General features: G+C 32.9%; 19 protein-coding genes. 8 read left to right on the plus strand and 11 right to left on the minus strand.

The window, feature by feature from the left end; all coding sequences use genetic code 11:
* The first annotated feature begins 213 nt into the window (after positions 1-213).
* Genes KA830_RS03750 through KA830_RS03760 form a run of 3 tightly spaced genes read left to right on the plus strand, consistent with a single transcriptional unit; the run spans position 214 to position 2,599 of the window.
* Positions 214-450: a FeoA family protein gene (locus KA830_RS03750; protein ID WP_046207160.1), complete on the plus strand. Its 237-nt coding sequence runs from the start codon at positions 214-216 to the stop codon at positions 448-450.
* Positions 443-2,437, plus strand: a complete 1,995-nt coding sequence (gene feoB / locus KA830_RS03755) for a ferrous iron transport protein B (RefSeq protein ID WP_204180332.1) — start codon at positions 443-445, stop codon at positions 2,435-2,437. Before KA830_RS03750 ends, feoB begins: the two co-directional genes overlap by 8 nt.
* A gap of 12 nt (positions 2,438-2,449) precedes the next feature.
* Positions 2,450-2,599 carry a FeoB-associated Cys-rich membrane protein gene (locus KA830_RS03760; protein WP_204180331.1) on the plus strand — a complete coding sequence of 50 codons (150 nt, stop codon included), beginning with the start codon at positions 2,450-2,452 and terminating at the stop codon, positions 2,597-2,599.
* 448 nt (positions 2,600-3,047) lie between these two features.
* Here KA830_RS03760 and KA830_RS03765 read toward each other — a convergent pair whose 3' ends face one another.
* The 11 genes from KA830_RS03765 to rpmH all read right to left on the minus strand — a co-directional run bounded on the left by KA830_RS03765 (position 3,048) and on the right by rpmH (position 15,635).
* On the minus strand, positions 3,048-4,643 hold the full coding sequence (locus KA830_RS03765; RefSeq protein WP_225792164.1) for a BCCT family transporter: 1,596 nt from the start codon (positions 4,641-4,643) through the stop codon (positions 3,048-3,050).
* A gap of 331 nt (positions 4,644-4,974) precedes the next feature.
* Positions 4,975-5,406, minus strand: a complete 432-nt coding sequence (locus tag KA830_RS03770) for a universal stress protein (RefSeq protein ID WP_204180330.1) — start codon at positions 5,404-5,406, stop codon at positions 4,975-4,977.
* Positions 5,407-5,816: 410 nt separating this feature from the next.
* Entirely contained in the window at positions 5,817-7,175 is a 1,359-nt protein-coding gene (glpT, locus tag KA830_RS03775; protein ID WP_064209817.1) for a glycerol-3-phosphate transporter, read from the minus strand.
* Positions 7,176-7,414: 239 nt separating this feature from the next.
* Positions 7,415-7,981 carry a helix-turn-helix transcriptional regulator gene (locus tag KA830_RS03780; protein ID WP_064209816.1) on the minus strand — a complete coding sequence of 189 codons (567 nt, stop codon included), beginning with the start codon at positions 7,979-7,981 and terminating at the stop codon, positions 7,415-7,417.
* Positions 7,982-8,249: 268 nt separating this feature from the next.
* A complete protein-coding gene (locus KA830_RS03785; protein WP_204180329.1) occupies positions 8,250-9,710 on the minus strand; it encodes a carbon starvation CstA family protein in 1,461 nt (486 codons plus the stop codon).
* A gap of 261 nt (positions 9,711-9,971) precedes the next feature.
* Complete coding sequence (locus KA830_RS03790; protein ID WP_046207167.1) at positions 9,972-10,808, minus strand: ParB/RepB/Spo0J family partition protein; 837 nt, start codon at positions 10,806-10,808, stop codon at positions 9,972-9,974.
* A gap of 35 nt (positions 10,809-10,843) precedes the next feature.
* The gene (gene rsmG / locus KA830_RS03795) at positions 10,844-11,569 is read right to left on the minus strand and encodes a 16S rRNA (guanine(527)-N(7))-methyltransferase RsmG (protein WP_046207168.1); all 726 of its coding nucleotides are present in this window, start codon (positions 11,567-11,569) and stop codon (positions 10,844-10,846) included.
* A 1-nt stretch (position 11,570) separates the two neighbouring features.
* The gene (mnmG, locus tag KA830_RS03800; protein ID WP_046207169.1) at positions 11,571-13,448 is read right to left on the minus strand and encodes a tRNA uridine-5-carboxymethylaminomethyl(34) synthesis enzyme MnmG; all 1,878 of its coding nucleotides are present in this window, start codon (positions 13,446-13,448) and stop codon (positions 11,571-11,573) included.
* Positions 13,449-13,464: 16 nt separating this feature from the next.
* Positions 13,465-14,844, minus strand: coding sequence for a tRNA uridine-5-carboxymethylaminomethyl(34) synthesis GTPase MnmE (gene mnmE, locus KA830_RS03805; protein WP_103161350.1), 1,380 nt, complete (start codon positions 14,842-14,844; stop codon positions 13,465-13,467).
* A 160-nt stretch (positions 14,845-15,004) separates the two neighbouring features.
* Entirely contained in the window at positions 15,005-15,352 is a 348-nt protein-coding gene (gene rnpA / locus KA830_RS03810; RefSeq protein WP_046207171.1) for a ribonuclease P protein component, read from the minus strand.
* Positions 15,353-15,497: 145 nt separating this feature from the next.
* Positions 15,498-15,635, minus strand: coding sequence for a 50S ribosomal protein L34 (gene rpmH, locus KA830_RS03815; RefSeq protein WP_000240855.1), 138 nt, complete (start codon positions 15,633-15,635; stop codon positions 15,498-15,500).
* 721 nt (positions 15,636-16,356) lie between these two features.
* Here rpmH and dnaA point away from each other — a divergent pair.
* The 5 genes from dnaA (at position 16,357) to gyrB (ending at position 23,006) form a co-directional block, all read left to right on the plus strand.
* Positions 16,357-17,724: a chromosomal replication initiator protein DnaA gene (dnaA, locus tag KA830_RS03820; RefSeq protein WP_046207172.1), complete on the plus strand. Its 1,368-nt coding sequence runs from the start codon at positions 16,357-16,359 to the stop codon at positions 17,722-17,724.
* 240 nt (positions 17,725-17,964) lie between these two features.
* Positions 17,965-19,095 carry a DNA polymerase III subunit beta gene (gene dnaN, locus KA830_RS03825; RefSeq protein WP_046207173.1) on the plus strand — a complete coding sequence of 377 codons (1,131 nt, stop codon included), beginning with the start codon at positions 17,965-17,967 and terminating at the stop codon, positions 19,093-19,095.
* 612 nt (positions 19,096-19,707) lie between these two features.
* Positions 19,708-19,941 (plus strand): S4 domain-containing protein YaaA, encoded by a 234-nt coding sequence (gene yaaA, locus KA830_RS03830; protein ID WP_174894798.1) that lies wholly within the window; start codon positions 19,708-19,710, stop codon positions 19,939-19,941.
* Positions 19,938-21,053 carry a DNA replication/repair protein RecF gene (recF, locus tag KA830_RS03835; protein ID WP_046207175.1) on the plus strand — a complete coding sequence of 372 codons (1,116 nt, stop codon included), beginning with the start codon at positions 19,938-19,940 and terminating at the stop codon, positions 21,051-21,053. The genes yaaA and recF overlap by 4 nt, the downstream gene beginning before the upstream one ends.
* Positions 21,054-21,065: 12 nt before the next feature.
* Positions 21,066-23,006, plus strand: coding sequence for a DNA topoisomerase (ATP-hydrolyzing) subunit B (gene gyrB / locus KA830_RS03840; protein WP_176745302.1), 1,941 nt, complete (start codon positions 21,066-21,068; stop codon positions 23,004-23,006).
* The last annotated feature ends 14 nt before the right edge of the window (positions 23,007-23,020 follow it).

Below are 23,020 nucleotides of genomic sequence, written 5' to 3' on the forward strand. Positions count from 1 at the left end.
TGTAATATTACATCGTCGTGATAGCAATTTCTTTGCTCAATGATTTGTCTTTTTATTTTTTAAAATCAAAAAAACAAAGTAATATATGTTACAGGCAATAATGCTTAACAAAACATTCACAGAATTATATTAAAATTTACTTCTATTATATTTGACATAATAGTATAATTGATAATGATTATTATTATCTCATTATAAGAAAGAGTGAGTTTTATGTTAAGCATAAAAAGTGGAGACTTAAAAAAGAGTTACAAAATCAAAGAAATGAACATTAAAAATCAACACATGCGTCACCGGTTAAATGCACTTGGTTTAGTGAATGGTACGAAGTTAAAAATTAAACAAAAGTGCTTGTTCAAGGGTCCTTGTATATTAGAAGTGAATGGTCAATGCTTAAGTATTCGTGGCTGTGATGCATGTCAGATCGAATTAGAGGAAGCCAATGACTAACAGTTATTGTATTTTAGGGAACCCTAACGTTGGAAAAACATCATTATTTAACGCATTGACTGGCACATACGAATATGTAGGAAACTGGAGTGGTGTAACTGTAGAGAAAAAAGTAGGTCGTCTCAAACAACATATTGGAGACCTCGTTGATTTACCAGGTATTTATGAATTATCACCTATATCAAAAGACGAAATGGTTGTTACTGATTATTTATTGAATAGTCAATTTTCTGGCATGATTAATATTATAGATGCCAGCCAACTCAAACGTAATTTGCAGCTTACAGTTCAACTAATGGAATTAGGTGCACCTTTAATTATTGGATTAAATATGGTTGATGTTGCTACAAAACGTGGTATTCGTATCAACCAGCAAGCACTTATGAAAAAATTAAAATTGCCACTACTACCTATAATAGCAAGAAATGGAAAAGGCACACATCAATTATTAGATTCTTTGAAAGACAATGGCTTATCCAAAAATAGACCGTTAAAATTAAATTATGGTAAGCACATTGAAGCTACAATATCACAAATTGAATCACATTTAACATCTAAAACCTCTATTGATAAACAATTGGCACGTTTTATCTCAATACAATTTTTATTAGAAAATCCAAAAATTCATGACTTTTTAGATGACGCTGTTTTGAAAGAAATAACATTATTGCGTCAAAATTTATCAGAAGAATTAGATAATTCTATACGAGATGAAATACAAGCAACACGCAATACATATATAGACAATATTTTAAAAGATACAGTTGAATATCCTGATGAAGAACGACAATATTTCACTCATCGTATAGATCGTATTTTAACAAATAAATATTTAGGTATCCCAATCTTTTTAATCATTATGTGGCTTATTTTCCACGTCACATTCACTTGGATTGGAACACCTATATCCGATGCATTAGATGAATTTTTAGGCGGTACCTTTACAGATACAGTATCCAACCTGATGGATAAGTTAGGCCTCGTTCCATTTTTACAAGATTTGATCAATGACGGAATTATTGCTGGTGTGGGTGCAGTACTTGTATTTGTGCCACAAATACTGGTGCTTTTCTTCTTCATTTCTCTGTTAGAAGACTCTGGTTATATGTCTCGTATTGCAATATTAATGGATCGTATTATGGAATACTTTGGTCTTAGTGGTAAATCTTTTATACCAATGATTATTGGATTTGGTTGTAACGTGCCAAGTATTATGGCGGCGCGTAGCATTGAAAGTGAAAAAGAAAGACTTACAACGATTTTGATTGCACCATTTATGTCTTGTTCAGCGAGATTACCCGTTTACGCACTGTTTGTAGGTGTGTTTTTTGAATCTCATCAGGCGCTCATCGTCTTAAGTTTATACGTACTTGGTATCGTCGTCGCTTTATTAACAAGTGTATTACTAACGAAAACAGTATTAAAAAATGATGATTCTGTATTTATTGTCGAATTACCTACTTACCGATTACCTTCAGTCAAAACACTGTGGAGAAGTACATGGGAAAAAGCTAAAGGTTTTGTTAAAAAAGCAGGAACATTTATCTTTGCTGGTTCAGTAATTATTTGGCTATTGAATTATACCGGTCCCGGTGGTTTCAATGTCGATGTTAATGATAGCTTTTTACATTCAATTGGAAGTTTCTTTGCTGTATTAGTTGCGCCATTAGGTTTTGGTTCATGGCAGGCGGGTGCTACGTTAATACCTGGATTCTTAGCAAAAGAAGTTATCGTTAGCTCGATGGCAATTATCTATGCATCAGACGAAGCTGGTCTTGTAAATATTATACAAAGTCATTTCACACCACTATCAGCATATTCGTTTATGATTTTCATCTTGCTATATATTCCTTGTTTATCTACGGTTGCGACCATTCGTAAAGAAACATATTCTCTTAAATGGACTATATTGGCTGTAGCATATCCATTAATCACTGCATATTTACTTTCATTTGTCTTTTATCAAATTGGATTATTATTTTATTAAGGATGTGATTTAATGACGATTATTATCAATGTAATTATCTTTCTAGCTATTATTAGTTATGTTGTTTTTACATTATTCAACTTTTTCAAGAAAGCCAAAGCAGGTAAATGTAATTCTTGTGTCTCTAAACGTGGATGTAGTACAGGAAAGAAAACATTATGACGCTCAATCAATTTTGATAGATTCATCAATTTTTGTAAAAATGACAGCATGCTAAAATCTTTTTATACTGTTCGATTCACATCACAAAGATAAAATAAAAAAGTTCTACGTTTTAAAATAGCTGTAAAGATGAGTATTTAATATTTTTGTATTAAGCCTAAACGTCAACACCTATTTCTATAATAGATGTTGACGTTTGTTTTGTTGTTATACAATTAGTTACTCATTTTGAACGATTGTTTTGCTGAGTCGCAATTTTGCATTGTAATGTAATCCTGGAAAATAATATGAGCGAGAGATTACAGGCTCGAGTCATATCCCAAGGCAAGCATGCACGAACAAAATCAAAACATTTTTCATACAAAAAGGACTAATTCGTTTGAAAAACGAATTAGTCCTCTATTTTGAGATTGAAATTTATGTCCCAGTTATTTCTTATATTTAATAATTACTCTGATTTATTGCCGCTTCTATTTTCTGCAATTTTCGTATATTCTTCTAATCTATGTTTGTTTGGTGATAGTGTTAAACCTAAGAATTTACGCTCTTTATTCGCATCTTTATAGAAGCTGACCATCATACAAAGTATGATGATAGAGAATGGTAAGGCGGTCATGATTGCCATATTTTGTAGAGCATTTAATCCATTATCTCCACCTGAGAATAATAAGATAAATGCAATCAATGCTTGCGCAATACCCCAAACCACTTTAATCATAGCTGATGGGTTTAATGAACCAAATGTTGTTTGCATTCCTAATACGAATGTCGCTGAATCGGCTGACGTAATAAAGAATGTTGCTATTAATAGCAATGTCACAATGGACAGCACAAAGCCTAACGGTACTTCATTAAACACACCAAATAATGCAGTTTCTGGAGGCATATCAAATATTTTTGGATTATCTTTCGCAGTTTCGATACCTAGAACACCGAATGCTGCAAACCAAACTAGACTTACAAGTACCGGTGCTAACATAACTCCAGATACGAACTCTCTAATTGAGCGTCCTTTAGATACACGTGCAATAAATATACCAACAAATGGACTCCAACTAATCCACCAAGCTAATTGGAAGAACGTCCACGATTTCATCCATTCATTTTTCTGTGGATCTAATGGTGCCGTATCAAACATGTTAAATAATAACGTATTTAAATACTCACCTGTTGAACTTGTTAGCATATTTAAAATAAGAACAGTTGGTCCTACAATAAAAATAAACAATAAGATTATGCCAGCTAGACCAATATTAGCGTTACTTAAATATTGGATACCACGGCTTAAACCTGACCAAGCACTCGCTAAGAATAAGATTGTAACAATCACAATAATAATACCTTGTGTCACAATATTATTCGGAATATCAAATAGGTAGTTTAGACCACCTGCGATTTGCATAGCGCCTAAACCTAGTGATACTGCAACACCACCAATTGTGGCAAAAACTGATACTACGTCAATAACAGTACCAAGCGGACCGTCTACTTTATTTCCGAAAATTGGACGTAATGTTTTTGAAATTAATGCAGGTTCATTTTTTCTAAATTGGAAGTAAGCTAACGCTAATGCTACAACACCATATACTGCCCATGCATGGAAGCCCCATTGCATAAATGCGCCTCTTAAAGCTTCTTTATAAGCATGTGCTGACTGTGGCTCTCCAGATGGTGGTGATACAAAGTGACTGATTGGTTCAGCTGCTCCCCAGAATACTAAACCAATTCCCATACCAGCACTAAATAGCATCGCAAACCATGAAATTGTGTTAAATTCAGGTTTATCTTCAGGTTTTCCCAATTTCAATTTTCCGATTGGACTAAATATTAAGAAAACACAGAAGAATATCATGAGTGCTACAATAACCATATAATACCAACCAAAGTATTCAGTAATCCAACCAGTAATATTTGTCCCTATTTCATTAAACTGAGTTGGAAAGATTGCACCCAATAATACAACTATTGCGGTAATAATAATACTATAAGTAAAAACAGAAGACAGTTTCTTCCCATTAGCATTATGTTGTTTATTTTCCAAAATTAGTAACCTCCCTTATAATTGAACATTAGGCAGAATAACAGACTTTATATATTAAAACAACAGCAGCAAAGCTTGTTTTAATATAATAAAATGCGGTTAAAGCCGTCATCAAAGGGTTACAAAACTAAAACTAAAAGTTCAATATTTCTAAAAATATATTTATGAAAGATAAAATCATTTACTTTAAAATAAACTTGTGCATATTTTAATTTCAAAACAAAAGACTAGAAAATAATTTTAGCATTACAATCTAGTCTTAAAAATATGATGTTTTTGAGAAATTATAACGCGTGTTACTACATTAAAAGCATTTCAATACATAATTTTGATGTTATTTCACTATCAGTACTGGTACAGGACTTCTTTTAGCAACTTTATGCGTAACATCTCCAAGTACATGTTTGATATCGATACTCACGCGATGGTTACTCATTACTACTAAATCAAAATCACCTACATCCATATCCCCAAAACTAATTCTCTCAAGTATGGTATCTTTTACAGGTCCAAATTCGATAGCGACTTTATAATTAATATCTTGTGCTTTTAATTTTTCAAGAAATGGAGAAAGCTCTTCTTCTTTTTCTTTAATGATATCTTCTTTATGTTTATTTTCATAACGTACACTCGCTAATAGATCATTTTCAGTCATGACATTATGAACAACTACAGTGGAATCTTCGCCGACTAATTTTGCTAAGTTTTCAGGAATGTTATCGAAATCATTATCAAAAGAGTATGGTAGTAAAATATTTTTATACATAATCAATCACCTTTCTTAATTAAACTGATACAAAACAGCACATGCAATTTTGCTCGTTTAAATATATTTTTGGTGCCTTAATGCGTATTTTACTAATGAAATAACTAACGTATTGAGCCGCATTTTATATTGAAACAATGAAGTATCGATACCATAGAAATTTTTAGTGTACTCACTTATTATTTAATTACCACATTTTTATATAAATTATTCATTAAATAACCATTATTAACATAATATTTCAATTATTAATATTCTTCTTTTAATAATACCTATGATTTATTGCTTACATGAACAACTAACCGTTACTCGAATAGTTTCTAAAATGATTTTCGTTTATAAAAATAGGCGCGACTATGAAGTCAATATCACTCAGTTGACCTCACACTCGCGCCATATATTGCTTATTTTTAATGTACTTGTTCTTGTCCTCGTTTATTCCAAGTTAAAATAAAACTTAGCATCGCTAAAATACTAATAATGGTTAATAAAACAAAACCAAAATCCCATCCAAAATGTTGTACGACAAAACCTAAAACAATGTTAGCCATCACAGCTCCAAATAGGTAACCAAATAAGCCTGTTAGACCGGCAGCTGTTCCTGCTGCCTTTTTAGGTACATAATCTAAAGCTTGTAAACCAATTAACATCACTGGTCCATAGATTAAAAATCCTATTGCAATTAATGATAAATTATCTAACCATGCATGACCTGGTGGATTCAACCAATAAATCAATACAAAGATTGTAACGCCTAGCATAAAGAAGAAACCTGCTGGACCACGACGCCCTTTAAATACTTTATCGGAAATATAGCCACACAATAGTGTTCCTGGAATGCCAGCCCATTCATAAAGGAAATAAGCCCACCCTGATTCGTTTAAATTAAATTGTTTTTCTTCACTTAAATAAGTAGGTGCCCAATCTAATACACCATAACGTACAAAATAGACAAAAATATTAGCAAAGGCGATCGCCCACACCCACTTGTTATTTAATACATATTTAAACAATATCTCTTTTGTTGTTAACTCTGTTTCAAGTGTTTCATGCGTCGTCGTTGAATAATCTTTGTTAAAACGTTCAATAGGTGGTAAGCCTTGTGATTGAGGAGTATCTCTGATCAAAAAATATGCAATAATTGCAATAACAATCGCCAATAACCCTGGATAAATAAAAACGCCTTCAAACCCTCTTAAATAACCAAAATTATAAAGCGCAGTCATAGAAATGCCCCATGTTGCAATCGGTGCCATTAGACCTCCTCCAACATTATGCGCTACGTTCCAAATAGACGTTTTACTACCACGCTCACTTACACTAAACCAATGTACGAGTACACGACCTGATGGCGGCCATCCCATACCTTGAAACCATCCATTTAGAAATAACATAATAAACATGATTGTAATACTAGAAGTAAAGAATGGTACGAATCCTAGCAATAAATTAACAATTGCTGTCAGTAACAAACCTAATGTTAAAAATACACGTGCATTACTGCGATCACTTACGGTGCCCATTACAAATTTACTAAAACCATAAGCGATTGAAATCGCTGAAAGTGCGATACCAAGTTCCCCTTTACTGAAACCATCTTCAATTAAAGAAGGCATCGCTAATGAAAAGTTTTTTCTCAACAAATAGTAACCTGCATAACCGATAAAAATACCTAAAAAAACCTGTAATCGTAATTTTTTATATGTATCATCTACCTTATCAGATGGTAAAGGATCCACATGCTTTGCCGGTTTTAAAAAACGAAACATATAATCACCCCTAAATTAGCAATCATTTTTCTTAATATTTTATTTACAAATTATTTACTTAATATTAATATTTCCCGGGTGGTAAAGCAATACTATTATTAAAATTTGAATATTATTCTATAAGAAATAATATTTGCTCATGCGTAGTGTATACGATTGAAAAAATCATATATTTAATAAATAAAACACCTCGTAGTTATAATAAATCTTTAACTACAAGGCGTTACGAAAAATAACTATTACAATACATCAAAAAAATACATACTTAATAGCACAAGTATTATAAATAACCCAACACAAAGTATAAAACTATACATAAAAGTTACGGTATTACGTAATTTACTACTATAGATATCATTAGGGTCTTTTCCATGCATAAAAGCAACTATCCTATCATACGTTTGTATTCTATACGATTTTTTTAATGATTCTACTTTAAATGATGAAATAATCATTGTCGCTAAAAGTATAGTTTCAGCTATAATCCATAATGGCGTCCAATAGTAGAGGGTTGGACCTGCTAAGATTGCGGATAATAACATAGGCCAAATCATTAAATGACTCCATAAATTAAATTTGCTCTGTTTTAACTTTTGTTCCATAATCTCTATGTCTCCTTTAACTAAGTTATCTAAAGAAACTTGAAACAAAGAACTAAGCATTAACAAATTATGTATATCTGGATAACTTTTATCATTTTCCCAATTTGAAATTGTTTGTCGTGAAACATACAATTTTGCGGCTAAATCTTCTTGTGATAAATGATCGCGCTGTCTAAAAAATTTAATTTGATTACCTATGTTCATTTGCCAAGCTCCTTTAACTTGAGACTATAGTGTGTTTCTAATTTAGACTACCAAATTATATTGACATACGCACATTTAATTATGTAAAAACTTTTTGTCATGCTGCTATTACAGCATTTATTAGACATCCCTTAGTCTTACATAAAACAAGAGTAAGACCACAACTAAATTATGTTTTAATTACGTATCTTACTCTCATTATTGTCATTCATCTTTAACTCGCTTTTATCACTGATTTTAAAAATCAGCATCCATCATCGTTTTATACTTACGTCACAGTTTGTTGTTGTTGATACGGTATAGGATGATCTAATTCAAATGAAGCACCTGCAGTAATTTTTTTATATTGATAAGTAAAGTAACCAATCCATAAAACTGTGAATACAAAGGCGAGAATATAACTTAAATTAAGATCCAAACCTAAACCTATCTTCTGACTTAAAATATAAGTAAAAATATTCCAAGTCATAAAGACTGCCGGAATTGCTGCCACCCAAAAATTCTTTTTCGCGATAAGTAAGTACATTGCACCTACCCATAAGGCTACGACAGCTGTAGTTTGATTTGCCCAAGAGAAATAGCGCCATAAAATAGTAAAATCTACCTGAGTCAAACCAAAGCTTACGATAAATAATGGTGCAGCTACAATCACTCGTTTTAACATACTACGCTGACCATAATTTAAATAATCAGCTATAATCATACGTGCACTACGGAAAGAAGTATCACCGCTGGTAATTGGTAAGATGATAACACCCAGTACTGCAATCGTTCCAAACACAGAACCTAACAATAGATGTGATGCTTCACTTACAACAAGTGCCGCTTCACCACGTGCTAAAACATCATTTAATCCACTATATCCATTAAATAAACTCATGCCTGCAGCAGCCCAAATCATTGCTATAATACCTTCAGCAATCATCATGCCGTAGAATATAAAGCGACCATTTTTCTCTTTGTTTGTCGTTCTCGAAATAATAGGCGTTTGTGTAGCATGAAAACCAGATAAAGCACCACAAGTAATTGTAAAAAATAGTAGTGGAAATATGGGAGCACCGTCTGGATGCATATTTTTCAAATTAATTTCAGGTATCGGTGCACCTGTTTGAATAAGACGGAAACCTATACCTACTGCGCTAATGAGTAATAATGCACCGAAAATTGGATAAATGCGTCCAATGATTTTGTCTATAGGTAAAATTGTAGACAAAATATAATAAACAAAAATCACAAAGATAATGATACCTAATGCAATGCGACCATCTAATAAATTATGTAGTAACAACGCTGGACTTGTCACAAAAACTGTACCAGTAAGCAATAATAATAAAATTGAGAAGATATTTACAAAGTGTTTCATGACCTGACCTAAAAATTTACCAGCAAGCTCCGGTAAGTGTGCCCCTTTGTTTCTAATTGAAATCATTCCAGTCAAATAATCATGTACTGCACCTGCAAAAATACATCCCACAACAATCCATATAAATGCTACTGGTCCATATAATGCGCCCATAATCGGTCCAAAAATCGGACCTACACCTGCAATGTTCAATAGCTGAATGAGTGAATTTGATGACGTCTTCATAGGTAAATAATCAACATTGTCACGTTGATTATATGCCGGCGTTGGCCTATCTTGTTTCGTTCCGAACATTTTATCAATATACTTCCCATAAGTGAAATAACCTATAACTAATAATATAATAGATACAATAAACGTTACCATTTTAAATCCCCCTTTAATATGTAAGCGTTTTCTTAATTTAATCACATATTTTATTATTCTACAATCCTACAAACGTTTTTTTATTTATTTATTTTTAATTTTTAGGGAATATAAAATAAATAATACTTTTAAAATAATCTTTGTATTTAAATGATAACTAATTCATAAATATTTATAATAAATAAAAAAAGTACAACCTCATTTAAATGAAAACGAAGTTGTACTTTTTGCGGAGGTCATATGTTTAATTAACCTCAAATGTTATTTTTTATAAAGTTTAATTTTGATTTCATAATAATCATCATGGTCTTTCGCTTGATGTTCAAACTTGATACCACTTTTTTCAAGTTCCTCTAAACTTTTGCCTACCGCTTCACGTGCATCCGTTAAGTCTTTTTCAAATGCAAAACTTTGCGCTTTCACTTTTTCAGGGCCAACTTTTTGTTTTACTCTTGCTTCAGTTTGTTTCACATTTAACTTTTGGCTTATAATCGTTTCCACCAATGTTTCTTGATCTTCATCTGATAAACTTAGCATCGCACGTGCGTGACGTTCTGTAACTTTGCCTTCACGCAAACGTTCTATCACTTTAGGCGCTAATTTTAATAATCTCAATTTATTTGCTATAAAACTTTGACTTTTACCTACACTTTTAGCTAATTCACTTTGTGTCGTATCGCCTAGTTCTAAAAGTTTCTTATAAGCTTCTGCCTCTTCTACAACAGATAAATTTTCACGTTGAATATTTTCTATTAAAGCTACCACTGCAGTTTCTTCATCGCCTAAATCTCTGATAATGACATCTGCGTATGTCTTATTCAACGATTGTAAGGCTCTAAATCTACGCTCTCCAGCAATAATTTCAAACATATCCTCTTCTATAGGACGCACTACAATCGGTTGTAACAATCCATGCTCATCTATTGATTCTGCGAGTTCTTTAATCTTATTTGGCTCAAATACTTGTCTTGGTTGATAACGATTTGGCACAATACGTTCAGTATGAATAGATTCAACACTATTATGATCCTCTTCAATATAACCAACAATGTCATCTTTATTTTTCAAACCAAATAATTTAGAAAAAGGTTTCTTCATATTTTATGCGCTCCCTCTAAATTAGTTGTATTAAATCACTTTTCTTTTTCAAGTAATGGAGACTTATTGGGCATTCCTGGTTTTCTTGGATATTTCTTTGGTGTCTCGCTTCTCTTATCTATCTTGATTATTTGCCTTTCACCAGCATCTTCTGGTAATTCATATGAAATGACATCCTGAAGTTTACCACCGAGGACTCCTATACCAAAACGCGCTTCTTCCAATTCTTCTTCGCCTTTAGCTGATTTTAAAGCAATGAATTGTCCACCCTTTTTAACTAACGGTAAACACAATTCGCTTAATACGGAAAGTCTAGCAACTGCACGTGCAGTTACAATATCATAAGACGCCCTGTAGTCTCCCTTCCCGTATATTTCTGCGCGATCATGTACAAAACTCACATTTTCTAAATCTAATGCTTCTGCTAACTGATTTAAAAAATGGATGCGTTTATTTAATGAATCTACAATTGTAACTTTTAAATTAGGATAAATAATTTTTAATGGAATACTTGGAAAACCAGCACCAGCACCAATATCACAAATTGTTTGCGCTTGTGTCAAATCCGTATAAAAACTGAGTGCAATCGAATCATAAAAATGTTTCAAATACACCTCATGTTCTTCAGTAATGCTTGTTAAATTCATTTTTTCATTCCATTCAACGAGCATTTGAAAATACGTTTGAAATTGATGTTGTTGATTCTCTGTAAGTTCGATACCTTGTGTGCTGAGTTGCTCAGTTAACCATTTTACACTCATCTTAACTTTCCACCCTTTGTATTTTACCTTGTTCTAGGAACACTAATAAGATCGAAATATCTGCTGGATTCACACCTGAAATCCGAGATGCTTGCGCAATATTTAACGGTTTAACTTCCGCTAATTTCTCGCGTGCTTCAGTCGCTAAACTATCGACTTTACTATAATCTAAGTCTTCTGGAATTTTCTTTTCTTCCATACGTTTTACTTTTTCAACTTGTTGTAACGACTTATTGATATAGCCTTCATATTTTGTCTGAATCTCAACTTGTTCTGCTACATCACTTGGTAATTGATTTTCTTCTTCTAAAATTTCTAGAATTAAGTTATACGTCATTTCAGGTCTACGCAATAATTCCAAAGCTAATATACCATCTTTCAAACGAGAACCGCCTTGCGCTTCAATAATTTCTTGTACGCGTTCGTGAGGTTTTATTCTAATTTCATTTAAGCGTGCTTGCTCATCTTTTATCATTTGACGTTTTTCATTGAAACGTGCATAACGTTCTTCAGAAATCATACCTAATTTATAACCTAAATCTGTTAATCGTAAATCTGCATTGTCATGTCTTAATAATAAACGATATTCTGCACGAGATGTTAATAAACGGTATGGTTCATTTGTACCTTTTGTTATAAGGTCATCTATTAAGACACCAATATAAGCATCTGAACGACTTAAGATGACTTCTTCTTCGCCTAATACTCTTGACGCTGCGTTAATTCCAGCCATGATGCCTTGTCCTGCCGCTTCTTCATAGCCAGAAGTTCCGTTGATTTGTCCTGCAGTATATAGATTTTTAATTTTTTTAGTTTCTAGTGTTGGCCACAATTGTGTTGGTACAAGCGCATCATATTCAATGGCATATCCTGCACGCATCATATCCGCTTTTTCTAAGCCTGGGATTGTTTCTAACATCTGACGTTGAACATGTTCAGGTAAGCTTGTTGATAGTCCTTGTACATATACTTCATTAGTATTTCTACCTTCTGGTTCTAAGAAAAGTTGGTGTCTAGGTTTATCATTGAATCTTACAAATTTATCTTCAATTGATGGGCAATATCTAGGTCCTGTACCTTTAATCATACCGGAGTACATCGCAGATAAATGTAGATTGTCATCTATAACTTGGTGTGTTTCTCCATTCGTATATGTTAACCAACAAGGTAGCTGATCTAAAATATATTCCGTTGTTTCAAAACTAAACGCTCTACCAACATCGTCACCTGGTTGTATTTCTGTTTTAGAATAATCAATCGTTTTGGCGTTAACACGTGGTGGTGTACCTGTTTTGAATCTCACTACTTCAAATCCAAGATTTCTAAGATTATCAGCTAGTGAAATAGATGGTAATTGATGGTTTGGACCACTTGAATATTTCATATTACCTAAAATGATTTCGCCACGTAAAAATGTACCGGTTGTAATAATGACTGCATCTGCCCAGTATTCTGTACCAATGTTCGTACGTACACCTTTGATCACTTCATCTTCAATGATTAAGTCATCTACCATGCCTTGCATAATATCAAGGTTTTCTTCATCTTCAATGACTTGTTTCATTTCTTGTTGATAAAGTACTTTATCTGCTTGTGCGCGAAGTGCTCTGACTGCTGGTCCTTTACCCGTATTTAACATACGCATTTGGATATGTGTTTTATCGATTGTTTTTGCCATTTGGCCACCTAATGCGTCTATTTCACGAACTACTATACCTTTAGCCGGGCCACCAACTGATGGGTTACATGGCATAAATGCAATATTATCTAAATTTATTGTTAACATTAACGTTTTGGCACCACGTCTTGCTGAAGCAAGTCCAGCTTCTATACCAGCATGTCCGGCTCCAATTACTATTACATCATATTCTTGAGCCATATTTTTTTCCTCCCTTTTATTTCCCTAGACAGAATTGACTAAATAACTGATTTATCAATTCTTCACTTGCGGATTCTCCGATAATTTCACCTAAAATTTCCCAAGTTCTCGTTAAGTCTATTTGAACCATATCCATTGGCACACCAGCTTCTGCAGCATCTATAGCGTCTTGAATTGAATTTCTCGCCTGTTTTAACAATGAAATATGTCTTGAATTCGATACATATGTCATATCCTGATTTTGGACATCTCCTGCAAAGAACAAATCTCTAATTTGTATCTCTAACTGATCAATACCTTCTTGTTTTAGCATTGATGTTTGAATGATTGGCATATCTCCAACCATTTCTTTAACTTCTGAAATATCTAATCGTTTGTCTAAATCCATCTTGTTAATTATGACAATGGCATCTTCGTTTTTAATAACTTCATATAGCTTGCGATCTTCTTCTGTTAAAGGTTCGTTGTAATTTAACACAAACAAGATTAAATCCGCTTCACCTAAAGCTTTGCGTGAACGCTCTACACCAATACGCTCAACGATATCTTCTGTTTCACGTATGCCAGCAGTATCTACTAACCTTAAAGGTACACCGCGGACGTTTACATACTCTTCTAAAGTATCTCGAGTCGTACCAGGTACCTCTGTTACAATCGCCTTGTTGTCTTGGATCAGGTTATTTAGCATGGATGACTTACCAACATTAGGCTTACCAACTATGACCGTTGCCAAACCTTCTCTCATTATCTTCCCTTGTGTACCTGTATCTAATAACTTATTAATTTCTGACTTGATTTGATTCGATTTTTCTAATAATACTTCTGTTGTGGCATCTTCCACATCATCATATTCTGGATAATCTATATTAACTTCTACTTGTGCAAGGATTTCGAGAATGGATTGTCGCTGTCGCTTAATCATATCACTTAAACGACCTTCAATTTGATTCATTGCAACTTTAGATGCACGATCGGTTTTAGAACGAATAAAATCCATCACCGCTTCGGCTTGAGATAAATCAATACGCCCATTTAAAAACGCACGTTTTGTATATTCACCAGGATCTGCCATTCTAGCACCGTGTGTCATCGTCAACTCTAATACCCTGTTGATGGTTAAAATACCACCATGACAATTAATTTCAACGATATCTTCTCTAGTAAATGTTTTCGGTGCACGTAAGACAGACACCATTACTTCTTCTACCACTTCATTTGTCTCAGGGTCAACAATATGTCCATAATTTATTGTATGAGAAGGTACATGTTCTAATGATTCCTTCCCTCTATATAATTTGTCTGCAATATTTACTGCGTCAACACCTGACAAACGTACAATACCGATAGCACCTTCACCCATAGGTGTGGATATACTCGTTATCGTATCTAAATCCATCATCCATCTCGCCTCCTTTTATTCTAAAATTTATCATTATAATATTGTAAATAGTTTTGGATTAAAAAGCTAACATCTTGTTTAAAAAATCTAAGAAGTTGGCCTAAGGGTTGTCTGAGGTAAGACTTACGTAAGTCTTAAATATTCAATCTCCCCTACCCTATTTAATTCGTTTATTAAAAACTTTAGCGATTTTTAAAACATGTTCTAAACTTGCTTGGATTTGAAGAGTATCCATATCTTTAGCTGGCTGCCTAGCTATGACAATAATTTCCATTGGTAATATATTTTGCTTATGCACCTTGAAGCTTTCACGAATAGCACGCTTAATTTTATTTCTAACAACAGCATTACCTAATTTTTTAGAAACACTAATACCCAGTCTAAAGTGTTCTAGTTCTTTATTAGGTTTCGTATAGACTACAAATTGACGATTTGCTACTGATTTTCCTTTTTTGTATATAAATTGAAAATCACTGTTCTTTTTAATTCGGTATGCTTTCTCCACGAAACATCACTCGCTTATCTTTTCATTACATTCATTATTATATATCAAGCCATAACATGTATTGAATTTTTAATAATAACAATAATTTTGCTATTAATTTACGTTATTTTAAACCAAAAAAAAGACCACTGATGAGTCAGTGATCTTATGCTGATAATACCTTACGGCCTTTACGACGACGACGCGCTAAAACTTTACGACCGTTTTTTGTGCTCATGCGTTTTCTGAAACCATGAACTTTACTATGTTTACGTTTATTTGGTTGATAAGTACGTTTTACCATGCAAAAACACCTCCATCTGTATTCGGTTATCTAATTATTATAATAGATAAATTAATATAAGCTTTTTGCTTCAAGTCTTGATTTAATATTATTAATTTCTAGTCATAATTCAAGCAACTACTACAATATAACAAAATCTTTTTTATAAAGCAAGCATCAATTTCAAGCATATTTTCATCTTGCTAATAATACAAATCAGCACTTGATACTTAAAAACTGTATTAATAAATACATCTATTAATATAGTAGATTCACTTTAGCATATAAATATTTTTCGCTTCAAATCTATCGATTTTTCAATTATACAAATTTCATACACTTTTATAAATTATTTCCCAAAACCACAAATTGGTTATCTTTTGATATACTATTCATTCTTGTAAGTTATCCACTTATTCACAGATATACACGCTTATTTTGTGGATAATATTCCATCTATACACAGGTTTATTGACGATTTAACAACATATTCACATCCATTTGACAGAGGTGTTTGTTAAAAAGTATAATTGTGTGGATAAGTTATGTAAATATTGATAAATAAGGGATTAATTTATAAAAATATATCCTAAATGGTTGTGTATAACTTATAATTCACTGTGAGTTATCCACTGAATGTGTGTAACTTGTGGATAATTATTAACAGCTTGTGATTATGTTTATTCACACATGTTATTTCTGTGTATAACTTTTAAAATATAGAAAGTTGGAGTTTGCTATTATGTCAGAACAAGAAATTTGGGAAAACGTTTTAACTTTAGCTCAAGAAAAAGTCAGCTATCCTAGCTATCAAACTTTTTTGAAAGATACAAAACTTTATTCGTTGCAAAATGATGAAGCTATTGTAGTCATTGACGATCCCTTTGTAGCTAATTGGTTAAAGACACATTATGTTGAAATCGTACAATCTGCATTATATGAAGCTATTGGTCATGAAATTACGCCAGTATTTTACTCTGAAGATGAATTAGAAAGTTTAAAATCTGAAAAAAAGCAAGATGCTAATCAGAGTACTGATGAAAAAGAGATAGATCTTGATACAGTGGATGTAGCAAAAATGGGTGATGAACAATTCAATATCAATAATACATTTGAAACATTCGTCATCGGCCCCGGAAACAGATTCCCACATGCTGCAAGTTTAGCTGTAGCTGAAGCACCAGCCCAAGCATATAACCCATTATTTATATATGGTGGTGTGGGATTAGGTAAAACCCATCTAATGCATGCTATTGGCCATTATGTATTAGATAATAATCCAGATGCCAAAGTAATCTATACATCTAGTGAAAAATTTACTAATGAATTCATTAAATCTATCCGAGACAATAAAACTGAACGTTTTAGAGAAAAATATCGTAATATCGATGTGCTCTTAATAGATGATATACAATTTATTCAAAACAAAGAGCAAACTCAAGAAGAATTTTTCCACACATTTAATGATTTACATCAAGCGAATAAGCAAATTGTTATTTCTAGTGATAGACCACCTAAAGAAATTGCTAAATTAGAAGACAGATTACGTTCTCGCTTTGAATGGGGATTAATAGTAGACATTACTCCACCGGATTACGAAACAAGAATGGCAATTTTACAGAAAAAAATTGGTGAAGAAAATATAAATATTCCTACTGAAGCCCTGACGTATATCGCTAATCAAATACAATCTAATATACGTGAACTTGAAGGTGCACTTAATCGCGTATTAGCCTTTTCAAAATTACAAGGACAACCGATCACAACTGAATTAACAGCAGCTGCGCTAAAAGATATCATCCAAGCACCTAAATCTAAAAAAATTACTATACAAGATATCCAAAAAGTTGTTGGAGAATACTATAGTGTGAGAATAGAAGACTTTAGTGCCAAAAAGCGTACAAAATCAATTGCATATCCACGTCAAATTGCAATGTATTTATCACGTGAATTAACCGACTTCTCACTACCTAAAATCGGGGAAGAGTTTGGTGGACGTGATCATACTACTGTTATTCATGCACATGAAAAAATTGTGAAGGATATCAATAATGATCCGACATTTAAACAAGAAGTCGAAAATCTTGAAAAAGAAATTAGAAACCAATAAAACAATCTGTACTATAACAGATTAATGAATCAATTTAGAGGTATAACAAAATAACTTATTTTTTAACTTTGTGGACAATGTGCAAAAGTAGTACACACTGTGCACAAGTTATCCACAGTCGTCAAACAATGACATGATTGTATTAATTTGAGTTATCCCCTAATCCACAAGCCCTACTACTATTACTACGGGTTTAAAACCTATATAATTATTATATAAACGACTGGAAGGAGTTTAAAAATGGAATTTACAATTAGAAGAGATTATTTTATAAATCAATTAAATGACACATTAAAAGCAATCTCCCCAAGAACTACATTACCAATACTAACGGGTATAAAAATTGAAGTTAAAAACAATGAAGTCATACTTACTGGTTCAGATTCAGAAATCTCAATAGAAATTACAATTCCTAAACAAGTAGATGGAGAAGATATTATTGAAGTTGCAGAAACTGGTTCAGTTGTACTCCCTGGTCGTTTCTTTGTAGATATTATTAAAAAACTACCAGGAAAAGAAGTTAAATTATCAACAAATGAACAATTCCAAACTTTAATAACTTCTGGACATTCAGAATTTAATTTAAGTGGTTTAGATCCAGATCAATATCCTTTATTACCACAAGTTTCACGTGATGATGCGATTCAATTATCTGTAAAAGTCCTTAAAAACGTGATAGCACAAACAAATTTCGCAGTGTCCACCTCAGAAACACGCCCAGTACTCACTGGTGTTAACTGGCTTATACAGGATAATGAATTAATATGCACAGCGACTGACTCACACCGCTTAGCTGTGCGAAAAGTAGCTTTAGAAGATGAATCTGAAAATAAAAATGTCATTATTCCAGGTAAAGCTTTAGCAGAATTAAATAAAATTATGTCAGATAGTGAAGAAGATATCGATATTTTCTTTGCTTCAAACCAAGTGCTATTTAAAGTCGGAAATATAAACTTTATATCACGTCTCTTAGAAGGTCACTATCCAGATACTTCACGTTTATTCCCAGAAAACTATGAAATTAAAATAGGCATCGATAACGGAGATTTCTATCATGCTATTGATCGTGCCTCTCTATTAGCACGTGAAGGTGGAAACAATGTTATTAAATTAAGTACAGGTAATGAATTAGTTGAATTATCCTCTACATCACCAGAAATCGGTACTGTAAAAGAAGAAGTAAAAGCGGATAACGTTGATGGTGGCAATTTAAAAATTTCATTCAACTCTAAGTATATGATGGATGCACTAAAAGCAATCGATAACGATGAAGTGGAAGTTGAGTTCTTTGGTACGATGAAACCATTTATTTTAAAACCAAAAGATGATGATTCAGTTACACAATTAATTTTACCAATCAGAACATATTAAACTTTTGTTTAAAGAGATAGAACCTGAGACAAATTGATGTCTCGGGTTTTTATAATATGGATATTTAAAACATAGTGAGACAACTTAAGTAGAAAAGGTTAGAATTTTATCTTGTCTTAAACTCTGTCACATTTAAATCATTGTCTCACTCTTTTTTTAGAAGTAATTTCATAAAATGAAACGTGTATATTGATAAAGATATATTAATAATAAACATTCAAAGATACGTACAAGCTACTTAGAGCTTAAATATAAGCAACTTAAACTTTTTTAGACTTATGATACCTAAAATTAATAATTAAGCTGAGAAAGTCTTTAAAATTCAAAATCACAATATTAGCCATTCGCTTTATATAAAAATACTTTTATGAAGTATTGCGTAGTTAAAAACATTAATAAATAATTATTTATTTAGAATATTTTTAAAAGAAATAGAATAATACGAATAAAAGTTTGTTATAATATATGAGTATTACATTGTTAAAAGTACCTTTATAAATAATTTTCAAAAATAGTAAAAATCATACATAAGAAAACGCTTTCCATCTGCATTTTGCATGAAATTTTTCTCGAAAAAAGGTATAATATATAGATGAGTTTAAAAGGAATGGAGTGATTGATTTGGTTGAAGAAGTAATTGTTGATGGAGACATTACTTTAGGGCAATTTCTAAAGACAGAAGGTATTATTGAATCTGGTGGTCAAGCGAAATGGTTCCTGCAAGATTTTGAAGTAATGATCAATGGTGAGCGCGAAATACGTCGTGGTAAAAAATTAAACCATCAAGATAACATCGTTATACCAGAAGTCGGTTCATTTTTGATTATACATCAAGGTGAAGAATGAAACTAAAGACACTCCAGCTAGACAATTATCGTAACTATGAGTCAATTACCCTAAATTGTCACCCTGAAGTCAATATATTGATTGGTGAAAATGCACAAGGGAAGACTAATTTATTAGAATCTATTTATACATTAGCATTAGCCAAAAGTCACAGAACATCAAATGATAAAGAACTCATACGTTTTGATCGAGACTATGCTAAAATAGAGGGTGAACTCAGTTATAGATATGGAGAAATGCCTTTAACGATGTTTATAACTAAAAAGGGTAAACAGGTTAAAATCAATCACTTAGAACAAAGTAGGCTAACACAGTATATAGGCCACTTAAACGTTGTCTTGTTTGCACCTGAAGATTTAAACATTGTCAAAGGGGCACCTCAAATAAGACGTAGATTTATAGATATGGAACTTGGACAAATTTCAGCTGTTTACTTAAACGATTTGTCTCAATATCAAAGAATTTTAAAACAAAAGAATAATTATTTGAAGCAATTGCAATATGGTCAAAAGACTGATAGCACTATGCTTGACGTCTTAAACCAACAATTTGCAGCATATGCACTCAAAGTTACATTAAGACGTGAACATTTTATTAAAGAACTAGAATCATTAGCCAAACCTATTCATTCTGGTATTACGGATGAGAATGAAACACTGTCATTAAAGTACCTTCCTAGTATCAAATTAGATGCTGAAGAAAAAAGTGAGACGGAACGCTTAGAGGAAGTCTTAACTTTACTAGATGATAACAAAGAGCGTGAAAAAGATAGAGGTGTCTGTTTGTTTGGCCCTCACAGAGATGATTTAGGTTTCAACGTAAATGGTATGGATGCTCAAACTTACGGTTCGCAAGGACAGCAAAGAACGACGGCGTTATCAATCAAACTTGCAGAAATTGAACTGATGAATATTGAAGTAGGCGAGTACCCCATTTTATTGCTAGATGATGTGTTAAGTGAATTAGATGATTCACGTCAGTCTCATTTATTGAGCACAATTCAACATAAAGTACAAACATTTGTGACGACAACATCAGTTGATGGCATTGATCATGAAATTATGAAAAACGCTAAACTTTATCGCATTAATAATGGCGAAATTATAAAGTAACGGAAAGTGAAGGTGGAAGCATTGTCAGATGTGAACAACACGGAAGATTATGGTGCTGGTCAGATTCAGGTATTAGAAGGTCTAGAAGCGGTTCGTAAAAGACCAGGTATGTATATAGGCTCAACTTCAGAAAGAGGGCTACATCACTTAGTTTGGGAAATTGTTGATAACAGTATTGACGAAGCACTTGCTGGTTATGCTGACCAAATCGAAGTTATTATTGAAGAAGATAATTGGATAAAAGTTACAGATAACGGCCGTGGTATCCCTGTTGGTATACAAGAGAAAATGGGACGTCCTGCCGTTGAGGTTATTCTAACTGTACTACATGCCGGTGGTAAATTCGGTGGAGGCGGTTATAAAGTCTCTGGTGGTCTCCATGGTGTGGGGTCTTCTGTTGTAAATGCTTTATCGGAAGATTTGGAAGTATATGTATATAAAGATGAAAATATATATCACCAAGCATACAAAAAAGGTATCCCTCAGTTTGATTTGAAAATCATTGGTAAAACCAATGAGAGTACTGGTTCTACTGGTACTGCGATTCGTTTCAAAGCTGATCCTGAGATATTCACTGAAACAACAACATACAATTATGAAGTATTGCAACAACGTATCAGAGAACTAGCATTTTTAAATAAAGGTATTTCAATTACTTTAAGAGATGAAAGAGAAGAAGAGGTTCGTGAAGATACGTATCACTATGAAGGTGGTATAAAATCTTACGTTGAAATGTTAAATGAAAATAAAGAACCTATTCATGAAGAACCGATTTATGTGCATCAATCCAAAGATGATATTGAAGTTGAAATAGCGCTTCAATACAATAAAGGTTATGCTACGAATCTTTTAACATACGCAAATAATATACACACTTATGAAGGTGGGACTCATGAAGAAGGCTTTAAACGAGCGCTCTCACGTGTGTTAAATAGCTATGGTCTTAACAGTAAAATTATGAAGGAAGATAAAGAAAGACTTTCAGGTGAAGATACACGTGAAGGTTTAACAGCTATTGTTTCAATCAAACATGGTGATCCACAATTCGAAGGACAAACTAAAACGAAATTAGGTAATTCCGAAGTACGTCAAGTTGTTGATCGTATATTCTCTGAGTTATTCGAACGCTTTTTATATGAAAATCCACAAGTAGGTCGAACAATCGTAGAAAAAGGAATTATGGCTTCACAAGCACGTCTTGCAGCTAAAAAAGCGCGTGAAGTGACACGTCGTAAATCCGCATTAGAAGTTTCTAGTTTACCAGGAAAACTGGCTGATTGTTCTAGTAAAGACCCTTCTCGTAGTGAAATTTTCATCGTCGAAGGTGACTCTGCCGGGGGGTCTACAAAATCTGGACGTGACTCAGAAACGCAAGCCATCTTACCTTTACGTGGTAAGATATTGAACGTTGAAAAAGCACGTTTAGATAGAATTTTAAATAATAATGAAATACGTTCTATGATTACTGCTTTTGGTACTGGTATTGGTGGAGAATTTGATTTAAGTAAGGCACGCTATCACAAGATTATCCTTATGACAGATGCCGATGTTGATGGTGCACATATTAGAACATTATTATTAACATTCTTCTATCGTTTTATGAGACCGTTAATTGAAGCGGGCTATGTTTATATTGCACAGCCACCATTATTCAAGTTGACACAAGGTAAACAGAAATACTATGTGTTTAACGAACGTGAACTAGAAAAACTTAAAGCTCAATTAGATCCAAGTCCAAAATGGTCTATTGCACGTTACAAAGGTCTTGGTGAAATGAATGCTGACCAATTATGGGAAACTACTATGAATCCTGAAAATAGAGCTATGTTACAAGTATCATTGGAGGATGCGATTGAAGCTGACCAAGTTTTTGAAATGTTAATGGGCGATGTTGTTGAGAACCGTAGACAGTTTATTGAAGATAATGCAGTCTATGCAAACTTAGATTTCTAAGACAATGAACTGAA

The organism is Staphylococcus sp. GDY8P119P (genome assembly GCF_017892075.1).
Taxonomy (GTDB): Bacteria; Bacillota; Bacilli; order Staphylococcales; family Staphylococcaceae; genus Staphylococcus; species Staphylococcus ureilyticus.

Bases quoted from the DNA above. Each gene is read 5' to 3' on its own strand.
- KA830_RS03750 (WP_046207160.1), top strand. From the start codon at position 214: ATGTTAAGCATAAAAAGTGGAGACTTAAAAAAGAGTTACAAAATCAAA.
- feoB (WP_204180332.1), top strand. From the start codon at position 443: ATGACTAACAGTTATTGTATTTTAGGGAACCCTAACGTTGGAAAAACA.
- KA830_RS03760 (WP_204180331.1), top strand. From the start codon at position 2,450: ATGACGATTATTATCAATGTAATTATCTTTCTAGCTATTATTAGTTAT.
- KA830_RS03770 (WP_204180330.1), bottom strand. From the start codon at position 5,406: ATGTATAAAAATATTTTACTACCATACTCTTTTGATAATGATTTCGAT.
- glpT (WP_064209817.1), bottom strand. From the start codon at position 7,175: ATGTTTCGTTTTTTAAAACCGGCAAAGCATGTGGATCCTTTACCATCT.
- KA830_RS03780 (WP_064209816.1), bottom strand. From the start codon at position 7,981: ATGAACATAGGTAATCAAATTAAATTTTTTAGACAGCGCGATCATTTA.
- KA830_RS03785 (WP_204180329.1), bottom strand. From the start codon at position 9,710: ATGGTAACGTTTATTGTATCTATTATATTATTAGTTATAGGTTATTTC.
- KA830_RS03790 (WP_046207167.1), bottom strand. From the start codon at position 10,808: ATGAAGAAACCTTTTTCTAAATTATTTGGTTTGAAAAATAAAGATGAC.
- rsmG (WP_046207168.1), bottom strand. From the start codon at position 11,569: ATGAGTGTAAAATGGTTAACTGAGCAACTCAGCACACAAGGTATCGAA.
- mnmG (WP_046207169.1), bottom strand. From the start codon at position 13,448: ATGGCTCAAGAATATGATGTAATAGTAATTGGAGCCGGACATGCTGGT.
- mnmE (WP_103161350.1), bottom strand. From the start codon at position 14,844: ATGGATTTAGATACGATAACGAGTATATCCACACCTATGGGTGAAGGT.
- rpmH (WP_000240855.1), bottom strand. From the start codon at position 15,635: ATGGTAAAACGTACTTATCAACCAAATAAACGTAAACATAGTAAAGTT.
- dnaA (WP_046207172.1), top strand. From the start codon at position 16,357: ATGTCAGAACAAGAAATTTGGGAAAACGTTTTAACTTTAGCTCAAGAA.
- dnaN (WP_046207173.1), top strand. From the start codon at position 17,965: ATGGAATTTACAATTAGAAGAGATTATTTTATAAATCAATTAAATGAC.
- recF (WP_046207175.1), top strand. From the start codon at position 19,938: ATGAAACTAAAGACACTCCAGCTAGACAATTATCGTAACTATGAGTCA.